The following is a 21,360-nucleotide window of genomic DNA, read 5'->3' as shown; positions in this document are numbered from 1 at the left end:
AGGGCGCACGCGACCTGCAGCGTGCATAAGGCCAAGGCCCGCCTTATCGCGGGCTTGGGAAGACCGGATGGCCCGGGCTCAGGAGAGGCGGGCGGCGACCAGGTCCCAGACGGTGTCGGCCAGGTCCTCCTTGGGCCCGAACGGCACCTCGACCGGCTCCCCGCCGGCCACCAGAATCGTCGCGGCGTTGTCGGCCGTACCGAAGGCGAGGCCCTCGCCGACCTGGTTGACGACCAGCAGATCGCAACCCTTGCGGGCGAGCTTGGCCTGCCCGTTGGCGATCACGTCGTTCGTCTCGGCGGCGAACCCGACGATCACGCGCGGCCCGGCGCCGGCGAATTTCTCCTCGGCAAGACGCCCGGGCGTGTCGCTCCCGACCGGCTCGGCCGGCTCGGAGGGCGTGCCGCCCGGGGCGGGAGCGCACTCCGTGGCAGCGTCACCCGAGGCAGGCGGGCCCGGAACGTGCGCACGGGCGGAAACCGCCGCCTCCGCCGCAACGGCCGGCCCGACCCCGGCGGACGGTGCGGACCCGGCGGACGGTGCGGACCCAGCGGACGGTGCAGACCCGGCGGGCGATGCAGACCCGACGGGCGATGCGGAATCGGCCGGCGATGCGGACCCAGCGGGTGCCCCTGCCCGCGCCCGCCGACGTTCACCCAACTCAGCGAGAATGTCGGGATTCTTGACCAGGTGGATGGCCTCGGGCTCGCCGTCCGTCTTCTTGATCTTGGTGTCGTGCCGCTCCGCAGGCCGGAAGTCGGCCACCGCCGCGGCCATCACGACCACATCGGCGTCGGCGGAGGCGGCGAGCACGGCGTCGCGCAGCTCGGACGCCGACTCCACGCGCACGACGGTGGCCCCCGCCGGGTCGGGCAGCGTCACGTTGGCCGCCACGACCGTCACCTCGGCCCCGCGGGCGACCGCCGTACGGGCCAAGGCGTAACCCTGGCGCCCGGACGAGCGGTTGCCGATGAAGCGGACGGGGTCGATGGCCTCGCGGGTGCCGCCGGCGGAGACCACGACCTTGCGCCCGGCCAGGTCGAGCGGCCGCCCTCTGGCGACGCGCAGACAGACCTGGAAGATCTCGGCGGGGTCGGGCAGCCGTCCCGGGCCCGTGTCGGCGCCGGTGAGCCGGCCGACGGCCGGGTCGATCACGACCGCGCCCCGCGAACGCAACGTCGCGACGTTGGCGCGCGTGGCCGGGTGCTGCCACATCTCGGTGTGCATCGCGGGCGCGAACACGACCGGACAGGTGGCCGTCAGCAGCGTGTTGGTCAGCAGATCGCCGGCCAGCCCATGGGCGGCCTTCGCCAGCACGTCGGCGGTGGCGGGTGCGACCACGACGAGATCGGCGCTCTTGCCGATGCGCACGTGGGGCACCTCGTGAACGTCGTCCCACACCTCGGCCGAGACGGGGTTGCCCGACAGGGCGGCCCAGGTGGGCGCGCCCACGAACTTGAGCGCCTCGCGGGTCGGGACGACCCGTACCTCGTGCCCGGACTCGGTGAACAGGCGCAGCAGCTCACACGCCTTGTACGCGGCGATGCCGCCGCTGACGCCCAGGACGACCTTCATCGAAGGGGTCAGACCGCGCCTTCGATGGGCTCGGCGTTGAGCAGGCCCTCGGAGACCTCTCGCAGCGCGATGGACAGCGGCTTCTCCTGGGCGTGCGTCTCGACCAGCGGGCCGACGTACTCCAGCAGGCCCTCGCCGAGCTGGGAGTAGTAGGCGTTGATCTGGCGAGCGCGCTTGGCGCCCATGATCACCAGGGAGTATTTGCTGTCGACGATGTCGAGCAGCGTGTCGATCGGCGGGTTGGTGATGCCCTCCGCGGCCGGGGTGGTGCCTGCCACGATTGTCAGACCTCTCGGTTGGTGGTTGTCGTGACCCCCTGAGGGTCGGTCATCAAGGCTATCAGCCGATGGCACACGTCTTGGACGTTCGTGTTGACAAGTGAGAGGTCGAACTCGTGCTCCGCGGCCATCTCGTTGCGCCCGGCCTCCAGCCGGCGGGCGATGACCTCCTCCGGCTCGGTGCCGCGCCCGCGCAGCCGCTTCTCCAGCTCCTCCCATGAGGGCGGGGCCAGGAAGACCAGCAGCGCCTCCGGCATGCTCCTGCGCACCTGCCTGGCGCCTTCGAGGTCGATCTCGAGCAGGGTGGGCACGCCCTCGGCGAGCTTCTTCAGCACCGGCTCGCGAGGGGTGCCGTAGCGGTTGCCCGCGAACTCCGCCCACTCCAGCAGCTCACCGGACTCGATGAGCCGGTCGAACTCCTCGTTGTCGACGAAGAAGTAGTGGACCCCGTGCACCTCGCCGGGACGGGGTCGCCGGGTTGTCACCGAGACCGACAGCCACACCTCGGGGTGTGCCCGCCGGAGCTCGGCGACGACCGTGGATTTACCGACGCCCGACGGCCCCGAAAGGACCGTCAGCCGCCGTTCGCTCATGGGCAGGAATCCGACCTCCGTTCCAGGCCCGACCGCCTCGTGGGCACTGACATCGCCGGACCAGGACCTCTCGGTCACTTCCTACCCCCCGTTGAACCCGCGTTTTCGTGTGGAACAGAGATTAGCTCTCGTTGCCACCGAACTCGCGCTCGAGGGCAGCCCTCTGGTTCGCACCGAGGCCCCGCACGCGACGGGACTCGGCGATGGCAAGCCGCTCCATGAGCTGCTTGGCACGGACCTTGCCGACACCGGGGAGCGATTCCAACAAAGCCGACACCTTCATCTTGCCGATGACGTCGTCGGTCTGCCCATCCTTGAGCACCTCAGCCAGAGAAACCGCGCCATGCTTGAGCCGGTTCTTGACCTCGGCACGCTCTTTACGGGCCTTGGCAGCCTTCTCCAGGGCTGCGGCGCGCTGCTCAGGGGTCAGGGGAGGAAGAGCCACGCCGGGTCACCTCGAATTTCTGTCGATGTACTCGGACGGGAAGGGAAACTAGCTGGTCATCGCCCCCTAAGCAACGTCAAGAGCCGTTTCTCTCGCGACAAAATCCACTTCATCACTCTCCGTAAGTGTAAAGTCACCCTACGCTGATCAAATCGCCCTCACATCCGCCTACGCGCGTCGGCTCGCGCCGCTGTCGCGAAACGCAACGAAGATCGATTTCGAGACACCCTTCGATGTCCGAAACCCCCGCCGCACCTGGGCCGAAACCCTTTTTCGCGATCTTGCGCACGGCCCTGACGGATGCCTTATGATCTTGTTAGCGCGGCCCTTCCGGGCCCTTGGTGCGCCGTCCTCACACCCCGGCCGTTCCACCCCCGTGCGACCGTTGCGGTGAGGAGCCGCTCCGGGGTTCGTACGGGTGCCGTCGGCTTCCGTTCCATGCGGCGGCCGAAGGCGGCCGGGCCGGCCTCGCGAACGCCATCGGCACCATGTGCACAGCGCGGCGCCGTTAGGCGAACGCGGGCGACGCCTACGTTCGGTCCCTTGGGGTGCTCGCAAGGCACGCGCAGTACTCGCCCACGCGCAGTGCCCGGCGCGGCCGAGTAGACGCACGGCCGCCGAGTGGACGCACGGCCGAGTAGGCGCAGTGCGAACGCGCCGCACGGAGGGCGGGCCCGCCGCAGATGCGGCACTCGCGCATCGCGCGCGACAAGGACGTCGCAGCACGCCGGCCACGCCACGGAGCAGGCGACACCTGCGCCAGGCGCGGCGGCACCAAGCACACGACGTCCGCGCCCCACGAGCGAGCCTGCGCCGCCGCCCAAGGACAGTGCCCGTGCCAGGCAGGCGGCCGATGATGCCCATGCCGCACGGACGCAGCCAATGCCCTCCCAGACCAACGCCTCCGTCACGCCGGGCCGGCCGCCCACGCGACAGCGACACCCGAGGTGGCACCCGTACGTCAAAGGCCCCGAGGCGTGCGTGGCACTGGCGTCGTGCGGACGGGCGCTCACGCACGCATGGAGGCAGCGCCGCACGGAAGCACGCCGCGCGGGGACGGCACCCACACCGCACGCACCCACGGCGCACCGGAGGCCGGCAACCTACGCCGCACACACACCCGCGACGCCCGCGGTCGCCGCCCAGGCCGCGCGCCACACGCCCGCAGCACCCGGACGAGACGGCACCCCCGTACGGCGGCCCAGACCCCGCGTCAGGATGCCCGGCGCAGTGAGGCGGCGATCGCCGCGGCGGCGGCCCCCGGGTCGGGTGAGGCGGTGATGGGGCGGCCGATCACAAGCAGGTCGGCCCCGTCGGCGAGCGCCCGTTCGGGCGTGGCGACCCGCTTCTGGTCCTGGGTGTCGGCGCCGGCGGGCCGGACGCCGGGGGTGATGAGCGTGATGCCGCCGCCGACCTCGGCGCGTACGGCGGCGACCTCGTGCGGCGAGCACACCAGCGCGGTGGCGCCGGCCTCGACCGACAGCGATGCCAGGCGGCGTACGGCGTCGTCGGCGGGCCCGGCGAGCCCGATGCGCTCCAGGTCGGCCTCGGTGAGCGAGGTGAGCACGGTGACGGCGGCGATCTGGGTGTGCGGCGCGGACTCGACGGCCGCCTTGATCATGGCGGTCCCTCCGGCGGCGTGCACGGTGAGGATCGCGGGACGCAGCCGGGCCACGGCCCTGGCGGCCCCGGCGACGGTGTTGGGGATGTCGTGCAGCTTGAGGTCGAGGAAGACGTTCACGCCGCTCGCGCCCTGCACGGAGGCGATCACGTCGGGCCCGTAGCGCAGGTAGAGCTCCAGGCCGACCTTGACGGTGCTGACGTGCGGGGTGACCAGGGCGGCCCAGCGCGCGGCGGTCTCCAGGTCGGGTGCGTCGAGAGCGACGGCGATGGGTGCGGGGGTCAAGGGCGTCAAGGCGTGCTCTCCAGGCGCTCGGGAGTCAAGGCGTGCTCTCCTCGATGTCTACCAACAGGTGCCGGGGTGCGCTCCCCGGCGGGCGGTGGGCGAGGCCGACGGCGTCGGCCAGCCGCTGGAAGCCGCGGGCCCGCAGCAGGTCCTCGAGCTCGCGTTCGATGCGCAGGCAGGCGTACGGGTCGTGGAACAGCGCCGTGCCCACCCCGACCACGCAGGCGCCTGCCAGCACGAGCTGGAAGGCGTCCCTGCCGGTCATCACGCCGCCCATGCCGATCAGCGGCACGCCGGGAAGGGCCGCGTGGACCTGCCAGACGCAGCGTACGGCCAGCGGCAGGATGGCCGGCCCCGACAGCCCGCCGGTGACGGCGGCGAGCGAGGGGCGCAGCGCCTCGGTGTCGATGGCCATGCCCAGCGGGTTGTTGATCATGGAGAGCGCGTCGGCGCCGGCGTCCACGCAGGCGCGGGCGACGGCGACGATGTCGGCCACGTCGGGCGCGAGCTTGGCGACGACGGGCACGTCGTAGCGCATGATCGAGCGTACGGAGGCGATGACCTCGGCGGCGGCGCTGCCCTCGCGGGCGAAGACGCGTCCGCGGTCCTCGATGTTGGGGCAGGAGAGGTTGACCTCCAGCGCGGTCACGCCGGGCGCGTCGGCGAGCCTGCGGGCCAGCTCGGAGTATTCGGCGACGGTGCCGCCGCCGATGGAGACGATGGTCTTGATGCCGCGCTGGGCCAGCCAGGGCAGCTCGCGTTCGAGGAACGCGTCGATGCCGGGCCCTTGGAGCCCGACGGCGTTGAGCATGCCGGAGGGCGTCTCGGCCATGCGCGGCGTGGGACGGCCCGCGCGCGGCGCCATGGTGATGGACCGCGTGGTCAGGGCGCCGAGCCGGTGCAGGTCGAAGAACTGCGCCAGCTCGCGGCCCGACGAGGCGCATCCGGCGGCCGTGGTGATGGGGTTCGACAGCTCCACGTGCGCCAGAAAAGTCCGCATATCAACTGACATGTCGTGCACCGCCCCCTGGGGCGCCCAGCGCGTCGAACGGGATCGTTCCCACGTCCTCGAAGCGCACCCGCTCCCCCGGAACACCGGCCCCTCGGCGCACGCCCTGACCATCCTGGTCGAGCCGTCGTCGCCGATGACGGGCAACACGCACGTCATGCACACCCCGATGCCGCAGGCCATCGACTCCTCGACGGCCACCTGCACCGGGATGTCGAACTCCATCGCCACCGCCGTCACCGCCCGCAGCGTCTCCATGGGCGCGCAGGCGTAGACGACGTCGGCCATGGTGTCGGTGATCACCGACGGCAGCGCGTCGGTGACCTTGCCGCGCAGGCCGAGCGACCCGTCCTCGGTGGTCAGCGTGGTCGTCTCGGCCATCCTGCGGGCCCGCATCGCGCCGAACACCCGCTCGGCGCCCGCGCCGCCCAGCACGAAGTCGACCCGGCAGCCGCGCGCCAGCAGCGCGTCGGCCAGCGGGAACAGCACGGCAGAGCCGTACTCGGCGCCCACCAGCACGCAGTTGACCGGGTCGCGCGGCAGCGGGAACGGCCGCCCGAGCGGCCCGACGAGGTCGAGCGTGTCCCGGGCGCGCCGCTCCGCCAGCCAGGCGGTGCCGGGGCCGCGCGTGGTGAAGACCAGCTCGACCGTCCCGCCGTAGTCGGACTTCACGTCATGGATGGACAGCGCGCGGCGCGTCACCATCGACGTGTACGCCCCGCCGACCGCCACGGAGACGAAGTGGCCGGGACGGTAACGCTCGGCGATGCCGGGCGCCACCACCGTCAGCGCATGGTAGGCGTCGACCCGGCGCGTCGTGAGCACCGTGCCCGTCACCTGCACCGGTGTGCCGGCCAGTCGTCTTCACCTCCCGTGCGGGGTCATCCCCTGATTGCCTGTGCGTGCTCCTGAAGGGACCGTACGCCCACATCGCCGCGTACGATCGCCTGGATGCCCGCCGCCGCGGCGGCCAGCCCCGACACCGTGGTGATGCACGGGATGCCGCGCAGCACGGCGGCCGTGCGGATCTCGTAGCCGTCGAGGCGCGGCCCCGACTGCCCCGGGCTGCCGAACGGCGTGTTGACGATCAGGTCGACCTCGCCGTCGAGAATGGCCTGCACGCTTGTGGGCTCACCTCCGGGACCCGCTCCCTCGCTGTGCTTTCGCACGATCTTGGCATGGACGCCGTTGCGGCGCAGCACCTCGGCGGTCCCCTCGGTGGCCAGGATCTCGAACCCGAGATCCGCCAGCGCCTTCACAGGGAAGATCATCGCACGCTTGTCCCTGTTGGCCACGGATACGAAGGCGCGTCCCTTGGTCGGAAGTTCGCCGTAGGCCGCGGCCTGCGACTTGGCGAAGGCGATCCCGAAGAACTCGTCGATGCCCATGACCTCGCCGGTGGAGCGCATCTCCGGCCCAAGGACGGTGTCGACGCCCCGGAACCGGTTGAACGGCAGCACCGCCTCCTTGACCGCGATCGACGACTCCAGCGGCAGCGTGCCGCCGTCGCCGGTGGCGGGCAGCATGCCCTCGGCGCGCAGCTCGGCGATCGACGCGCCGAGCATCACCCGGGCCGCCGCCTTGGCCAGCGGCGTGGCCGTGGCCTTGGACACGAACGGCACGGTACGGCTGGCGCGCGGGTTGGCCTCCAGGACGTACAGGACGCCGGCCGACATGGCGTACTGGACGTTGAGCAGCCCGCGCACGCCGACGCCCTGGGCGATGGCCCTGGTGGCCTCCCTGATGGCGGTGATGTCGGCGCTGCCCAGCGTGATGGGCGGCAGCGCGCACGCCGAGTCGCCGGAGTGGATGCCGGCCTCCTCGATGTGCTCCATGACGCCGCCGAGGAACAGCTCCTCGCCGTCGTAGAGCGCGTCGACGTCGATCTCGATGGCCTCGTCGAGGAACTTGTCGATGAGCACCGGGTGACCGGCCCCGTCGGGCTGCTCCTGGGCCGCCATGTACGCGGTGAGCGTCTCCTCGTCGTACACGATGGCCATGCCGGCCCCGCCGAGCACGTAGGAGGGCCGCACGAGCACCGGGTAGCCGATCTCGGAGGCGATCTCCCGTGCCTCGGCGACGGTCAGCGCGGTGCCGTGCCTGGGCGCGGGCAGCCCGGCCTCGGCCAGCACCCGCCCGAACGCGCCGCGCTCCTCGGCCAGGTGGATCGACTCGGGCGAGGTGCCGACGACGGGCACGCCCGCGTCCTTGAGCGCCTGCGCGAGCCCGAGCGGCGTCTGCCCGCCGAGCTGCACGATGACGCCCGCGACCGGGCCTGTCTGCTGCTCGGCGTGCACGACCTCCAGGACGTCCTCCAGGGTGAGCGGCTCGAAGTAGAGCCGGTCGGAGGTGTCGTAGTCGGTCGAGACGGTCTCGGGGTTGCAGTTGACCATGACGGTCTCGAACCCGGCCCTGGACAGCTCGAACGAGGCGTGCACGCACGCGTAGTCGAACTCGATGCCCTGGCCGATGCGGTTGGGCCCGGAGCCGAGGATGATCACCTTCTGCCGCTCGCCGTACGGGACCTCGCTCTCCTCGTCGTAGGTCGAGTAGAGATAGGGGGTCTTGGCGGCGAACTCGGCGGCGCAGGTGTCGACCGTGTTGTAGACCGGCCGCAGCCCGAGCGCATGGCGCAGGTCGCGCACGCGGGCCTCGTCGATGCCGCGGATCTCGCCGATCTGCACGTCGCTGAACCCGTGGCGCTTGGCCCGCTCCAGCACCTCGGCGGTCAGCTCGGGCGCGGCGGCGACGGCCTCGGCCTCCTCGTGCAGCAGGAAGAGCTGGTCGATGAACCACGGGTCGATGCTGGTCGCCTCGTGCAGCTCCTCGGGCGTGGCGCCCGCCCTGATGGCCTGCTGCATCGTGCGCAGCCGCCCGTCGTGCGGCGTGCGGCAGGCGGCCAGCAGCTCGTCCTTGGGCCGCACCTCGCCCGCCCAGGTGAAGGAGGAGTCCTTCTTCTCCAGCGAGCGCAGCGCCTTCTGCAGCGCCTCGGGGAAAGAGCGGCCGATGGCCATGGCCTCGCCGACCGACTTCATATGAGTGGTGAGCGTCGGGTCGGCGCCGCGGAACTTCTCGAACGCGAAGCGCGGCACCTTCACCACGATGTAGTCGAGCGTCGGCTCGAAGGAGGCCGGGGTCTCCTTGGTGATGTCGTTGGGGATCTCGTCGAGCGTGTAGCCGATGGCCAGCTTGGCGGCGATCTTGGCGATCGGGAAACCGGTGGCCTTGGAGGCGAGCGCCGACGAGCGCGACACGCGCGGGTTCATCTCGATGACGATCATGCGGCCGGTGCGCGGATCGACCGCGAACTGGATGTTGCAGCCGCCGGTGTCCACGCCGACCTCGCGGATGACCGCGATGGCGACGTCGCGCATGTTCTGGTATTCGCGGTCGGTCAGGGTCAGCGCGGGCGCGACCGTGACGCTGTCGCCGGTGTGGACGCCCATCGGGTCGATGTTCTCGATGGAGCAGACGATGACGACGTTGTCGGCCTTGTCGCGCATGACCTCCAGCTCGTACTCCTTCCAGCCGAGGATGGACTCCTCCAGGAGCACCTCGGTGGTCGGAGACGCGTCGAGCCCGGCGCCTGCGATGCGGCGCAGGTCGGCCTCGTCGTAGGCGAAGCCGGAGCCGGCGCCGCCCATCGTGAACGAGGGCCGCACGACCAGCGGGTAGCCCAGCTCGGCGGCCGCGGCCAGGCACTCGTCCATGCTGTGGCAGATGGCCGACCTGGCCGACTCGGCGTTGAGCCCGTGCTCGCGGGCGACCTTGGCGACGATCTCCTTGAACCGCTCGCGGTTCTCGCCGGCCTGGATCGCCTCGAAGTCGGCGCCGATCAGCTCGACGCCGTACTTCTCCAGCACGCCCGACTCGTGCAGGGCCACGGCCGTGTTGAGCGCGGTCTGGCCGCCCAGCGTGGGCAGCAGCGCGTCGGGCCGCTCCTTGGCGATGATCTTCTCGACGTACTCGGGGGTGATCGGCTCGACGTACGTGGCGTCGGCGAACTCCGGGTCCGTCATGATCGTCGCGGGGTTGCTGTTGACCAGGATGACGCGGAACCCCTCGGCCCGCAGCACCCGGCACGCCTGGGTGCCGGAGTAGTCGAACTCGCACGCCTGGCCGATCACGATCGGCCCAGAGCCGATCACCAGGACCGACCTGATGTCCTCACGCTTGGGCACGGCTCATGACCTCGCAGAACTCGTCGAAAAGATAGGCAGCGTCGTGCGGGCCCGCGGCGGCCTCGGGGTGGTACTGGACGCTGAAGGCGCGTCCGTCGAGCAGGCGCAGCCCCTCCACGCAGCGGTCGTTGAGGTTGATGTGGCTGACCTCGGCCGGCCCGAACGGGGTCTCGAACGGCCCGTCGAGCGGCGCGTCGACCGCGAACCCGTGGTTGTGGGCGGAGATCTCGACCTTGCCGGTGCGCACGTCCTGGACCGGCTGGTTGACGCCGCGGTGGCCGTAGCGCAGCTTGTACGTCGACAGCCCGAGCGCCCTGCCGAAGAGCTGGTTGCCGAAGCAGATGCCGAAGAACGGCACCTTGGCCTGCAGCACCTGGCGCAGCGCGGTGACGTCGGCCGTGGCGGGGTCGCCCGGCCCGTTGGAGAAGAACACGCCGTCGGGGCGCACCGCCATGATCTGCTCGAAGGTGGCGTCGGCCGGCAGCACGTGCACCTCGCAGCCGCGCTCGGCCATGCGCCGCGGGGTCATGCCCTTGATGCCGAGGTCGACGGCCGCGACCGTGAAGCGCCTGGTCCCGATGGCCGGCACGACGTACGGCTCCTTCGTGGCGACCTCGCGCGCCAGGTCGGCGCCCTCCATGCCGGGCGAGCGCCTGACCCGCTCGACGAGCTCCTCGACCGGCGCGTCGGGGGCGCTGAAGATGCCGGCCCGCATGGCGCCGCGCTCGCGCAGGTGGCGGGTGAGCGCACGGGTGCCGGAGATGGCGATCCCGACCACGCCGTACTCCTTGAGGTAGTCGTCGAGCGAGCGGTTGGCCCGCCAGCTCGAGACGATCCTGGACGGCTCGCGCACGACGTCGCCGGCCACCCAGACGCGGCCCGACTCGGGGTCCTCGTCGTTGACGCCGGTGTTGCCGATGTGAGGGGCCGTCATGGCGACGATCTGCCGGTGGTAGGACGGGTCGGTCAAGGTCTCCTGGTAGCCGGTCATACCGGTGTTGAAGACCATCTCGCCGAACGTCTCGCCTTCGGCGCCGTACGGAGATCCGTGGAAGACGCGGCCGTCTTCCAGGACGAGCACCGCTGTGTTCAAACCAGCTTCCCTTCGAGTACGGTCGGCCTGCCGCGCAGGAACGTGGCCACCACGCGTCCGGGCAGCGTCATCCCCTCGTAGGGGGTGTTGCGGCTCTTGGACGCGAAGGCGGACGGGTCGACCTCCGTGCGCACGGACGGGTCGTACAGCGTGATGTTGGCCGGCTCGCCCACGGCGAGCGGCCGTCCCTGACCGGCCAGGCGGCCGATGCGGGCGGGCGCGATCGACATGCGCTCGGCCACACCCGCCCAGTCGAGCAGGCCCGTGTCGACCATGGCGGCCTGCACGACGCTGAGCGCGGTCTCCAGGCCGACCATGCCCATGGCCGCCGCGCTCCACTCGGTCTCCTTGTCCTCGACCGGGTGGGGCGCGTGGTCGGTGGCCACGATGTCGATGGTGCCGTCGGCCAGCGCGGCGCGCAGCGCCTCGACGTCGGCGCGGGTGCGCAGCGGCGGGTTGACCTTGTAGATGGGGTTGTAGGCGCCGACCGGCGAGTCCTCCACGAGGTCGTCGGTGAGCAGCAGGTGGTGGGGGGTCACCTCGGCGGTGACGTTCCAGCCCTTGGACTTGGCCCAGCGCAGGATCTCGACCGAGCCCGCGGTGGAGACGTGGCAGACGTGCAGCCGGGAGCCGACGTGGGCGGCCAGCAGGCAGTCGCGGGCGATGATCGCCTCTTCGGCGACGGCGGGCCAGCCGGTCAGGCCGAGCCTGCCGGAGACCTCGCCCTCGTTCATCTGCGCGCCGGCGGTGAGCCTGGGCTCCTGGGCGTGCTGGGCGACGACGCCGTCGAACGCCTTGACGTACTCCAGGGCGCGGCGCATGAGCACCGCGTCGTCGACGCAGTGGCCGTCGTCGGAGAAGACGCGGACGCGGGCCGCGGAGTCGGCCATCGCGCCCAGCTCGGCGAGCTGCTTGCCCTCCAGGCCGACGGTGACGGCGCCGACCGGGTGCACGTCGCAGTGGCCGAACTCGCGGCCGAGCCGCCAGACCTGCTCGACCACGCCGGCGGTGTCGGCGACGGGCGAGGTGTTGGCCATGGCGTGCACGGCGGTGTAGCCGCCCCTGGCGGCCGCCTGGGTGCCGGTCTGCACGGTCTCGGCGTCCTCGCGGCCGGGCTCGCGCAGGTGGGTGTGCAGGTCGACGAGGCCGGGCAGCGCGATGGCGCCGCCGCCGTCGACGACCTCGCCGTCCTTGAGACCGGTGCCGATCTCCGCGATCACGCCGTCGGCGATGCGGATGTCGGCGGGCTCGCCGCCCAGGATCCTGACGTTTCGAATGATCATGCGGTCTCTCCCCCGAGCAGCAGGTACAGGACGGCCATGCGGATGGTCACGCCGTTGGCGACCTGTTCGACGATCGTCGAGCGGGCCGAGTCGGCCACCTCGGCGGCGATCTCCATGCCCCGGTTCATCGGGCCGGGGTGCATGACGATCGCGTCGTCGGGCATCTTGGCGAAGCGGTCGCGGTCGAGGCCGTAGCGGCGGGAGTACTCGCGCTCGCTCGGGAAGTACGCGGCGTTCATCCGCTCCTTCTGCACCCGCAGCATCATCACCGCGTCGGACTTGGGCAGCACGGCGTCGAGGTCGTAGGAGACCTCGCACGGCCAGCTGCCGACCGAGACGGGCAGCAGCGTGGGCGGGGCGACGAGGGTGACCTCGGCGCCGAGGGTGTGCAGCAGCAGCACGTTGGAGCGGGCGACCCGGCTGTGCAGCACGTCGCCGACGATGGTGACCTTGCGGCCCTCGAGCCCGCCGAGGCGGCGGCGCATGGAGAAGGCGTCGAGCAGCGCCTGGGTGGGGTGCTCGTGGGTGCCGTCGCCGGCGTTGACGACGCTGCCGCGCACCCAGCCGGCCAGGCGGTGCGGCGCGCCTGATGCGCTGTGGCGGATGACGACCGCGTCGGCGCCCATGGCCTCCAGGGTCAGCGCGGTGTCCTTGAGCGACTCGCCCTTGGACACGCTGGAGCCCTTGGCCGAGAAGTTGATGACGTCGGCCGACAGCCGTTTGGCCGCCGCCTCGAAGGAGATGCGGGTGCGGGTGGAGTCCTCGAAGAAGAGGTTGACGACCGTGCGCCCGCGCAGCGTCGGCAGCTTCTTGATGGAACGTTCCGAGACTCTCGCCAGCTCCTCGGCGGTGTCGAGGATGAGGAGGGCGTCGTCCTTGGTCAGGTCTCCCGCGGAGATGAGGTGCCGCTTCACCGGGAACCCCCCTTCACGAGCAGCACGGCGTCCCGGCCGTCGGTCTCCTCGAGGTAGACCTTGACCTTCTCGCTCTTGGCGGTGGGGAGGTTCTTGCCGACGTAGTCGGCGCGGATGGGCAGCTCGCGGTGGCCGCGGTCGACCAGCGTGGCGAGCTGCACGGCCGTGGGGCGGCCGATGTCGTTGAGCGCGTCGAGCGCGGCGCGCACGGTGCGGCCGGAGTAGAGCACGTCGTCGACCAGCACGACGACCTTGCCGTCGATGCCGTCGGCGGGGACCTCGGTGTGCCCCAGCGGGCGCACGGGGCCGCGCCGCAGGTCGTCGCGGTGCATGGTGATGTCGATCGAGCCGACGGGGATCTTCAGGCCCTCGAAACGCTCGATGCGCTCGCCGAGCCTGCGGGCCAGCGTGACGCCGCGCGTGGGGATGCCGAGGAGGACGACGCCGTCGCCGCCCTTGGTGCGTTCGAGGATCTCGTGCGCGATCCGGGTCAGCGCCCGGTGGATGTCGGGGGCTTCGAGAACCGCCCGGGAGTCTCCCTTATGGCCGGGCTCCCTGGTATCGGGTTCTGCGGACATGGCGAAGCTCACCACCTTTCCCGCCTCACGGGACGGGTCTTAAAAGGGTGTTGGTCGGACACACAGTATCAGGGGCTACCAGCTACAACGTGCGCACCCTCCCGGGCGGCGCGATCTCCCTGATCAGGTAATTTCCCGGCCTCGCCGGTGTCGGAGCGGTCCGCGCGGGGCACAGGACCCGCGCGCGGCGGCGGGCGTACGGGCGTGAGGCCGGCCGCCGGAGGGGATGGATCGAAGATGACCTTTCATGTTGACAGCGAGGTCGGGCGCCTGCGGCAGGTCCTGCTGCACAAGCCCGACCTGGCGCTCAAACGGCTGACCCCCACCACCAAGGACGCCTTCCTCTTCGACGACGTGCTGTGGGTGCAGCGGGCCGTCGAGGAGCACGAGGAGTTCCAGCAGGTGCTCACCAGCCGCGGCATCCGCGTCCACCTGCTGTCGGACCTGCTCAGGGAGACCGTCGAGATTCCCGAGGCGCGCAAGCACATCCTCGACGCCGTGGTGGACGAGCGCTGGCTCGGCCCGGTCGCGATCGACGACGTGCGCAACACCCTCGACGGCATGGACCCGGCCACCCTGCAGGTCTATCTGACGGGCGGCATCACCAAGCGGGAGCTGGTCGAGCTGGGCTGCAACCCCAAGGCGCTGACCTTCCACACGCTGGCCGACGACGACTTCGTGCTGCCGCCGCTGCCCAATCACCTGTTCACCCGCGACACCTCCTGCTGGATCTACGACGGCGTGTCCATCAACGCGATGAAGAAGAAGGCGAGGATGCGGGAGACGGTCAACATGGAGGCCGTCTACATGTACCACCCGACGTTCGCCGACGGCTTCAACCGGCCCGAGCAGGGCGGCTACCACTGCTGGATGCCCGGCAGGGCGGTGGCGCCGGCCACCATCGAGGGCGGCGACGTGCTGGTCATCGGGCGGGGCGCGGTGCTGATCGGGATGAGCGAGCGCACCCAGCCGCAGGCGGTGGAGATGCTGGCGCAGCGGCTGTTCAGGGCCGGCTCGGCGAGCCGCATCGTGGCGCTCGACATGCCGAAGGCGCGGGCGTTCATGCATCTCGACACCGTGATGACGATGCTGGACGTGGGGGTGTTCACCAAGTACGCGGGCCTCGGCATGCTGCCGGCGTACACGATCGAGCCCGGGGAGACGTCCAAGGAGCTCAAGGTCACCGACCATCCCCCTGAGGACATGCACAAGGCGATCGCGCACGCGCTGGACCTGCCGGACATCACGGTCCTGACGGCCACCCAGGACGTCTACGCCGCCGAGCGGGAGCAGTGGGACGACGGCTGCAACGGGCTGGCGATCGAGCCCGGCGTGGTCGTGGCCTACGAGCGCAACGCCACCACCAACAACTACCTGCGCGACAACGGCATCGAGGTGATCACGATCAGGGGCAGCGAGCTCGGCAGGGGGCGCGGGGGGCCGCGGTGCATGAGCTGCCCGCTCGAGCGTGACGCCGTCTAGGGGAATCCGGGGGGACACCGACCGATGGCATTCGACCTGCGCAACCGCAGCTTCATCAAAGAGCTCGACTTCACACCGGGCGAGCTCGGCCACCTGGTGGAACTGGCGGCCGAGCTGAAGGCCGAGCGACGCGCCGGCACCGAGCGGCCGCGGCTCACCGGCCGCGCCGTGGCGCTGGTCTTCGGCAAGACCTCGACGCGTACGCGCTGCGCCTTCGAGGTGGCGGCGTACGAGCAGGGCGCGCACACCACCTACCTGGGCCCCGGCGACTCGCAGCTCGGGCACAAGGAGTCGGTCGCCGACACCGCGCGGGTGCTGGGCCGGATGTACGACGGCATCGAGTATCGCGGCGGCGACCACGCCGACGTCGAGGAGCTGGCGGCGCTGGCCGGAGTGCCGGTGTGGAACGGGCTGAGCGACTCCTGGCATCCGACGCAGACGCTGGCCGACGTGCTGACCATGAAGGAGCACGCCGGCCGGCCGCTGCGCGAGGTGTCGTTCGCCTACCTGGGCGACGGGCGCAACAACATGGGGCACTCGCTGCTGGTGACGGGCGCGATGTTCGGCATGGACGTGCGGGTGGTCGCCCCCAAGGCGCTGTGGCCCGACGCCGGGCTCGCCGTGGGCCCGGCCGAGGAGCTGGCCGCGGCGACGGGCGCGCGGATCACGGTCACCGACGACGTGATCGAGGGCGTCAAGGGCGTGGACTTCCTCTACACCGACGTGTGGGTGTCGCTGGGCGAGCCCGCCGAGGTGTGGGACGAGCGGATCAAGCTGCTGCTGCCGTACCAGGTGAACGACGCCGTGGTGCGGGCGACGGGCAACCCGTCGGTGCGGTTCATGCACTGCCTGCCGGCCTTCCACGACCGGCGCACCAGGATCGGCAGGGAGATCTTCGACAGGACCGGACTCGACGCGCTGGAGGTGACCGGCGCCGTCTTCGACTCGCCCCGCTCGATCGTCTTCGACCAGGCCGAGAACCGGCTGCACGCGGTCAAGGCCGTCATGGTCGCGACGCTGGGGAGCCGCTGAGATGCGGGTCATCGTGGCGCTCGGCGGCAACGCGGTGCTGCGGCGCGACGAGCGTCCCGATGCCTCCACGCAGCTCGCCAACGTCCGCACCGCGGTCAGGACGCTGGCCGGGCTGGCCGGGCGGCACGAGCTGGTCATCACCCACGGCAACGGGCCGCAGGTGGGGATGCTGGCCGTGCAGAGCGCCTCCGACCCAGGGCTGAGCCGTCCTTATCCGTTCGACGCGCTGGGGGCGCAGACGCAGGGCCTGCTCGGGTACTGGATCCAGCAGGCGCTGCAGAACGCGCTGCCCGGCCGCCAGGTGCTCGCCATGGTGACGCAGACCCTGGTGTCGGCCGTCGATCCGGCGTTCGCGGCGCCCTCCAAGTTCGTCGGGCGGGCCTACGACCGCGAGGAGGCCGAGAAGCTGGCCGCCGAGCACGGCTGGACCGTCAAGCAGGACGGCGGGCAGTGGCGGCGCGTCGTGCCCTCACCCGCCCCGCAGCGCGTGGTGGAGACGCGGCTGATCCGGCGGATGATGGGCGAAGGCGTGATCGTGGTGTGCGCGGGCGGCGGCGGCATCCCCGTCGTGCGCGACGAGCGCGGCCGGCTGACCGGCGTCGAGGCGGTCGTCGACAAGGACCTGACGACCGCGCTGCTGGCCGAGGCGCTCGACTGCGACGCCTTTCTCGCGCTGACCGACGTGCCGCACGTCCTGCGCGGCTTCGGCACGCCGGCCGAGAGCCCGATCCGCCACACCACGCCCCACGAGCTGCGCGCGCTCGACTTCCCCGCCGGGTCCATGGGGCCGAAGGTCGAGGCGGTCTGCCGCTTCGTCGAGACGACCGGCGACATGGCCGCGATCGGCAGACTTGACCAGGCACAACGCATACTCGACGGCACGGCGGGAACGATCGTGACGCCCAACGGCAGGTGGCCGCTGACGAGCACGCTGTAGGGGGCGCGCGTGACACTGGCCCGACGGCTTCTGCGTACGAAGCCGACAGGTCGCATCGTGGCCGAGGGCGGTCACGGCGAGGGCGGCGAGCTGCGCCGCACGATGTCGCTGTGGCAGCTCACGCTGTTCAGCGTGGGCGCCACACTCGGCACGGGGATCTTCGTGATCCTCGGGCAGGCGGTGCCCAAGGCGGGGCCCGCGGTGGTGCTGTCGTTCGTGCTCGCGGCGGTCACGGCGCTGTTCTCCGCGCTGTCGTACGCCGAGCTGGCCGGGACGATCCCGGTGGCCGGCTCGTCCTACTCGTACGCGTACGCGACGCTGGGCGAGCTGGTGGCCTGGATCTGCGGCTGGTGCCTGATGCTGGAGTACGCGGTCTCCGTGGCGGCCGTGGCGGTCGGCTGGGGCGAGTACCTCAACGCGTTCCTGGACTCGGCGTTCGGGTTCGCGCTGCCCGACGCGATCACCCGCTCCCCCGGCCAGGACGGCGGTGTGGTGAACGTCACCGCCATCGTCATCGTGCTGCTGGCCACCTGGCTGCTGCTGTACGGCGCGTCCGAGAGCGCCACCGCCAACGCCGTCTTCGTGCTCATCAAGGTCGCGGTGCTGGCGTTCTTCTGCGCGGTGGCGTTCACCGCTTTCGACTCGGGCAACCTCGCGCCGTTCGCGCCCATGGGGCTGGCCGGCATCACGGCCGCGGCCTCGCAGGTGTTCTTCTCCTACATCGGCTTCGACGCCGCGTCCACCGCAGGTGAGGAGGCCAAGAACCCCAAGCGCGACCTGCCGCTCGCGATCCTGCTGTCACTGCTCATCGTGACCATCGTGTACGTGGCGGTGGCCCTGGCCGCGATCGGGGCGATGCCGTGGCAGGACTTCGACCCCGAGGGCACCGAGGCGAGCCTGTCGCACATCGCCGATCTGGCGTTGGGCGCCACCTGGCCGGGGCTGATCGTCTCGTTCGGCGCGGTCATCGCGATCGCCAGCGTCGTGCTGACCGTCATCTACGGCCAGACCCGCATCCTGTTCGCGATGTCGCGCGACGGCCTGATCCCGCGCGTCTTCCAGCGGGTGAACCCGCGCCGCCAGGTGCCGGTGCTCAACACGCTCATCGTGGCCGCGTTCATCTCCCTGCTGGCCGGGCTGGTGCCGCTCGGGCAGCTCGCCGAGGCGACCAGCATCGGCACGCTGTTCGCCTTCGCCATCGTCAACGTCGGCGTGCTCGTGCTCCGCTACCGCAGCCCCGAGCTGCCGCGCAGCTTCAAGACGCCGCTGTTCCCCGCCACGCCGGTGATCGGCGCGATCCTGTGCGTCGTCGTCATGGCGGGGCTGGCGGGCGTGACGTGGCTGGCCTTCGCGCTGTGGATGCTCGTCGGCCTGATCTGTTACTTCCTGTACGGCTATGGCCATTCGCGGCTGAATGCCGAGGTGTCCTGAATGAAGCTCGACGACGTGCTGGCCGGATACATGCCGGGTCCCCGCGGGAACGACGGGCTCGCGCTGGCCGTGCTGCTCAAGCGGCAGGCGCACGCCAGGCTGTCGGTCGCGTACGTGCGGCCGCCCGCGGTGACCACGCCGGGGCCCGCGCGGGCCGAGGAGAGCGCGTGGCTGGCGTACCTGCGCGAACAGGCCGACACCGCGCTCGCCCAGGCCCGCGAGCTGGCCGGCGAGGACGCCGACTACGTGGTGACCGCCCATCGCGGCAGCGGGCGCGGCCTGGTGGAGCTGGCGCGCAGGCGCGGCGCCGACGTCGTGGTGATCGGCCCGGCCCCGGGCGGCGGCAAGGGCCGCATCAGCCTGGGCAGCACCGCCGACCAGTTGCTGCACTCCTCCTCCGTCCCCGTCATGCTCGCGCCGCGCGGCTTCGCCGACGCGCCCCCTGCCGCCTTCGACCGGGTGACGCTCGCCTACCGGCGCGGCCCCGGCTGCGACCAGGCGGTCAAGGTCGCGGCCAGGACGGCGGCCACGCTGGACGTGCCGCTGCGCCTGGTCACGCTCGTGCTCAGCAGCGGCAGGCGGGCGAGGATCGAGGAAGAGATGCTCGTACGCCTGCGCGACCAGGCCGCGGCCGACCTGCGCGCGGCGGCGCGCGGCCAGCGGCGACGCTCCCCCGTGGAGGTCGAGGTGCTGGAGGGCCGCAACGTGGCGCAGGCGCTCGGCGCGGCCTCGTGGCTGCCCGGCGAGATGATCATATGCGCTTCCAGCGACACCGGGCCACTCAGAAGGGTCTTTCTGGGCGACACCTCCATCAAGATCCTCAAGGCCGCCACCCGTCCCGTCATGATCTTGACCAGGCAACCCTGACCTGGTGTCGATTCCTCGTCAAACTCTGACGAAGTACTGTTACCAGCGCGACATGAGGGGCGATTGTGGCGATCCCTACCGGACCGGATTCGGCATCTTTTTTCCAATCAGCTTGACCTCAGGCGCCCACCCCTTTACCGTCACTGTGCGTAACCACACCGCGCGGCGTTCTGGGGTAAACCCAGGGCCATGGCTACCGATGGTGCCGAGCCCGGCACCAGACCCCCCGGTGGCCCGGGCATACGCCGCAAGGGAGCACAATCTACTGAGAGCGATACATACGAGAGCCGGGGGGCCACACCATGCCGTCTGAGTACGCAAAGTCGCTGGGTGCACGACTCCGCGCCATCCGCACCCAGCAGGGCCTGTCCCTGCATGGAGTCGAAGAGAAGTCTCGTGGCCGGTGGAAAGCCGTCGTCGTGGGGTCGTACGAGCGTGGCGACCGCGCTGTGACCGTGCAGAAGCTTGCCGAGCTTGCCGACTTCTACGGGGTGCCCGTCTCCGAGCTGCTGCCGGGCGGTGCCGCCCCCAGCCCGCTCGGGCCGACGCCCAAGCTTGTGATCGACCTGGAGCGCCTCGCCACGCTGCCGAAGGAGAAGGCCGGCGCGCTCGCCCGCTACGCCGCCACCATCCAGAGCCAGCGCGGTGACTACAACGGCAAGGTGCTGTCGATCCGCCAGGAGGACCTGCGCTCCCTGGCGGTGATCTACGACAAGTCGCCGAGCGAGCTGACCGAGGAGCTCATCAGCTGGGGCGTTCTCGACGCCGAGGCCCGCAGGGCCGTCGAGTCGTTCTGAGCCCTCCGCGGTCCCCGGACCGGCGCCGGGGCCCGTACAGCTTCCGAGGCTGTCTCCCTCGGGCCTGACGGTCCCCGGTCTTATCGGCCGGGCATCGCGGGGGCACCGCTTGCGAGGTCACCCGCTCACTGAAGGCTCGCCGTCCCGCGGCGGGCCTTCAGCACGATCTGACGCGCCCAGAACGCCGCAGGGCTCGCGCACCCCAGGGATGGCGTTGAAGGGCTGGGCCGGCCGTGAACGCCCGCCAGCGCCCACGGAGGCCCGCGAAGGGCCGGTGTGACCGGTCACCGCCCACGCACCCGGCAAGACCCACAAGGAAAACCGGCACCGGCGGACGAAGAGCCGGCGACCGCTCTTCGAGTGGACCGCCACCCCCTGACCGCCTGCACGACCAGGCCCAACTCGCGACGAACCCCGGCCGCCACCGCCCGCACCCGCCGGGCGACCGCCCGCCGCGCACAACGGCGACGTGCCGAGGTCACATGAAGGGGCGGGCGGGCTTCGCGGGGTGGAGAGCCGCAAACAGAGCGAGCCATGGCGGCCGAGCCGGCCTGGCAGCCGACCGTACAAGCCGAGCAAGCTCCTCCCCATGCGCCTCGCCTGCGGCGAAAAGGATCCGTCTCCGGCGTGGAAGGCGGAAGAAGACACCGCAACGGCAAGAACGTCCCTACGGCGCGCCATCCGATCCGGTCGCCGCGACGGCAGGAACTCGCTCTACGCCGCGCCGTCCGCCCAAGTCGCCGCAGGACAGACGCGCATCGTCGTCGGCGAGGTGACGTCGGCTTCCCCGTGGCAGAAGCCCGTAGCCCGTCCGCCGTAGCAGGGCCGGCCGGGGCTGCCGCAGTGCAACCAGCCCGAAGATCCGGGCGGAAATCCCCGCTCGGAGGAACCATCATCGGCGCGAGGCGCCGTCAGATGCCCTAGACGGCGAAACCCGCCGCAATACTCCTCCGGACAGG

General features: G+C 71.2%; 17 protein-coding genes and 1 pseudogene. 6 read left to right on the top strand and 12 right to left on the bottom strand.

What is annotated here, in order from left to right; all coding sequences use genetic code 11:
- Window positions 1-78: 78 nt before the first annotated feature.
- The 12 genes and pseudogenes from coaBC to pyrR form a co-directional block, all read right to left on the bottom strand.
- Complete coding sequence (gene coaBC / locus ACFMQL_RS27625; protein WP_378787743.1) at window positions 79-1,575, bottom strand: bifunctional phosphopantothenoylcysteine decarboxylase/phosphopantothenate--cysteine ligase CoaBC; 1,497 nt, start codon at window positions 1,573-1,575, stop codon at window positions 79-81.
- A gap of 8 nt (window positions 1,576-1,583) precedes the next feature.
- Window positions 1,584-1,853 (bottom strand): DNA-directed RNA polymerase subunit omega, encoded by a 270-nt coding sequence (rpoZ, locus tag ACFMQL_RS27620; RefSeq protein WP_364054955.1) that lies wholly within the window; start codon window positions 1,851-1,853, stop codon window positions 1,584-1,586.
- A gap of 5 nt (window positions 1,854-1,858) precedes the next feature.
- Window positions 1,859-2,446: a guanylate kinase gene (gene gmk, locus ACFMQL_RS27615; RefSeq protein WP_364054957.1), complete on the bottom strand. Its 588-nt coding sequence runs from the start codon at window positions 2,444-2,446 to the stop codon at window positions 1,859-1,861.
- A gap of 121 nt (window positions 2,447-2,567) precedes the next feature.
- Window positions 2,568-2,891 carry an integration host factor, actinobacterial type gene (gene mihF / locus ACFMQL_RS27610; protein ID WP_055503120.1) on the bottom strand — a complete coding sequence of 108 codons (324 nt, stop codon included), beginning with the start codon at window positions 2,889-2,891 and terminating at the stop codon, window positions 2,568-2,570.
- Window positions 2,892-4,104: 1,213 nt separating this feature from the next.
- The gene (gene pyrF, locus ACFMQL_RS27605; RefSeq protein ID WP_364057509.1) at window positions 4,105-4,797 is read right to left on the bottom strand and encodes an orotidine-5'-phosphate decarboxylase; all 693 of its coding nucleotides are present in this window, start codon (window positions 4,795-4,797) and stop codon (window positions 4,105-4,107) included.
- Window positions 4,798-4,831: 34 nt separating this feature from the next.
- A complete protein-coding gene (locus ACFMQL_RS27600; protein ID WP_378787739.1) occupies window positions 4,832-5,797 on the bottom strand; it encodes a dihydroorotate dehydrogenase in 966 nt (321 codons plus the stop codon).
- A 1-nt stretch (window position 5,798) separates the two neighbouring features.
- Window positions 5,799-6,664, bottom strand: a pseudogene (locus tag ACFMQL_RS27595) (dihydroorotate dehydrogenase electron transfer subunit).
- Between the two features lie 23 nt (window positions 6,665-6,687).
- On the bottom strand, window positions 6,688-9,987 hold the full coding sequence (gene carB / locus ACFMQL_RS27590; protein WP_364054964.1) for a carbamoyl-phosphate synthase large subunit: 3,300 nt from the start codon (window positions 9,985-9,987) through the stop codon (window positions 6,688-6,690).
- Window positions 9,974-11,080 carry a glutamine-hydrolyzing carbamoyl-phosphate synthase small subunit gene (gene carA, locus ACFMQL_RS27585; RefSeq protein ID WP_378787736.1) on the bottom strand — a complete coding sequence of 369 codons (1,107 nt, stop codon included), beginning with the start codon at window positions 11,078-11,080 and terminating at the stop codon, window positions 9,974-9,976. Before carA ends, carB begins: the two co-directional genes overlap by 14 nt.
- Window positions 11,077-12,363: a dihydroorotase gene (locus ACFMQL_RS27580; protein WP_364054970.1), complete on the bottom strand. Its 1,287-nt coding sequence runs from the start codon at window positions 12,361-12,363 to the stop codon at window positions 11,077-11,079. The genes carA and ACFMQL_RS27580 overlap by 4 nt, the downstream gene beginning before the upstream one ends.
- Entirely contained in the window at window positions 12,360-13,277 is a 918-nt protein-coding gene (locus ACFMQL_RS27575) for an aspartate carbamoyltransferase catalytic subunit (protein WP_364054973.1), read from the bottom strand. The genes ACFMQL_RS27580 and ACFMQL_RS27575 overlap by 4 nt, the downstream gene beginning before the upstream one ends.
- A complete protein-coding gene (gene pyrR, locus ACFMQL_RS27570; RefSeq protein ID WP_364054976.1) occupies window positions 13,274-13,855 on the bottom strand; it encodes a bifunctional pyr operon transcriptional regulator/uracil phosphoribosyltransferase PyrR in 582 nt (193 codons plus the stop codon). Before pyrR ends, ACFMQL_RS27575 begins: the two co-directional genes overlap by 4 nt.
- A gap of 237 nt (window positions 13,856-14,092) precedes the next feature.
- Here pyrR and ACFMQL_RS27565 point away from each other — a divergent pair, with 237 nt between their 5' ends.
- The 6 genes from ACFMQL_RS27565 to ACFMQL_RS27540 all read left to right on the top strand — a co-directional run bounded on the left by ACFMQL_RS27565 (window position 14,093) and on the right by ACFMQL_RS27540 (window position 20,401).
- Window positions 14,093-15,337: an arginine deiminase gene (locus ACFMQL_RS27565; protein WP_364054979.1), complete on the top strand. Its 1,245-nt coding sequence runs from the start codon at window positions 14,093-14,095 to the stop codon at window positions 15,335-15,337.
- Between the two features lie 24 nt (window positions 15,338-15,361).
- Window positions 15,362-16,369: an ornithine carbamoyltransferase gene (gene argF / locus ACFMQL_RS27560; protein ID WP_364054982.1), complete on the top strand. Its 1,008-nt coding sequence runs from the start codon at window positions 15,362-15,364 to the stop codon at window positions 16,367-16,369.
- A 1-nt stretch (window position 16,370) separates the two neighbouring features.
- The gene (locus ACFMQL_RS27555; RefSeq protein WP_364054985.1) at window positions 16,371-17,306 is read left to right on the top strand and encodes a carbamate kinase; all 936 of its coding nucleotides are present in this window, start codon (window positions 16,371-16,373) and stop codon (window positions 17,304-17,306) included.
- Between the two features lie 9 nt (window positions 17,307-17,315).
- Window positions 17,316-18,737, top strand: a complete 1,422-nt coding sequence (locus ACFMQL_RS27550) for an amino acid permease (RefSeq protein ID WP_364054988.1) — start codon at window positions 17,316-17,318, stop codon at window positions 18,735-18,737.
- Entirely contained in the window at window positions 18,738-19,604 is an 867-nt protein-coding gene (locus ACFMQL_RS27545; protein WP_364054991.1) for a universal stress protein, read from the top strand.
- Window positions 19,605-19,906: 302 nt separating this feature from the next.
- Window positions 19,907-20,401 (top strand): transcriptional regulator, encoded by a 495-nt coding sequence (locus ACFMQL_RS27540; protein ID WP_026214021.1) that lies wholly within the window; start codon window positions 19,907-19,909, stop codon window positions 20,399-20,401.
- The last annotated feature ends 959 nt before the right edge of the window (window positions 20,402-21,360 follow it).

It is taken from the genome of Nonomuraea fastidiosa (assembly GCF_042751225.1).
Classification (GTDB): Bacteria; Actinomycetota; Actinomycetes; order Streptosporangiales; family Streptosporangiaceae; genus Nonomuraea; species Nonomuraea fastidiosa.
The sequence above is the reverse complement of the archived record's forward strand: the minus strand, read 5'-3'. Positions and strand labels throughout refer to the sequence as shown.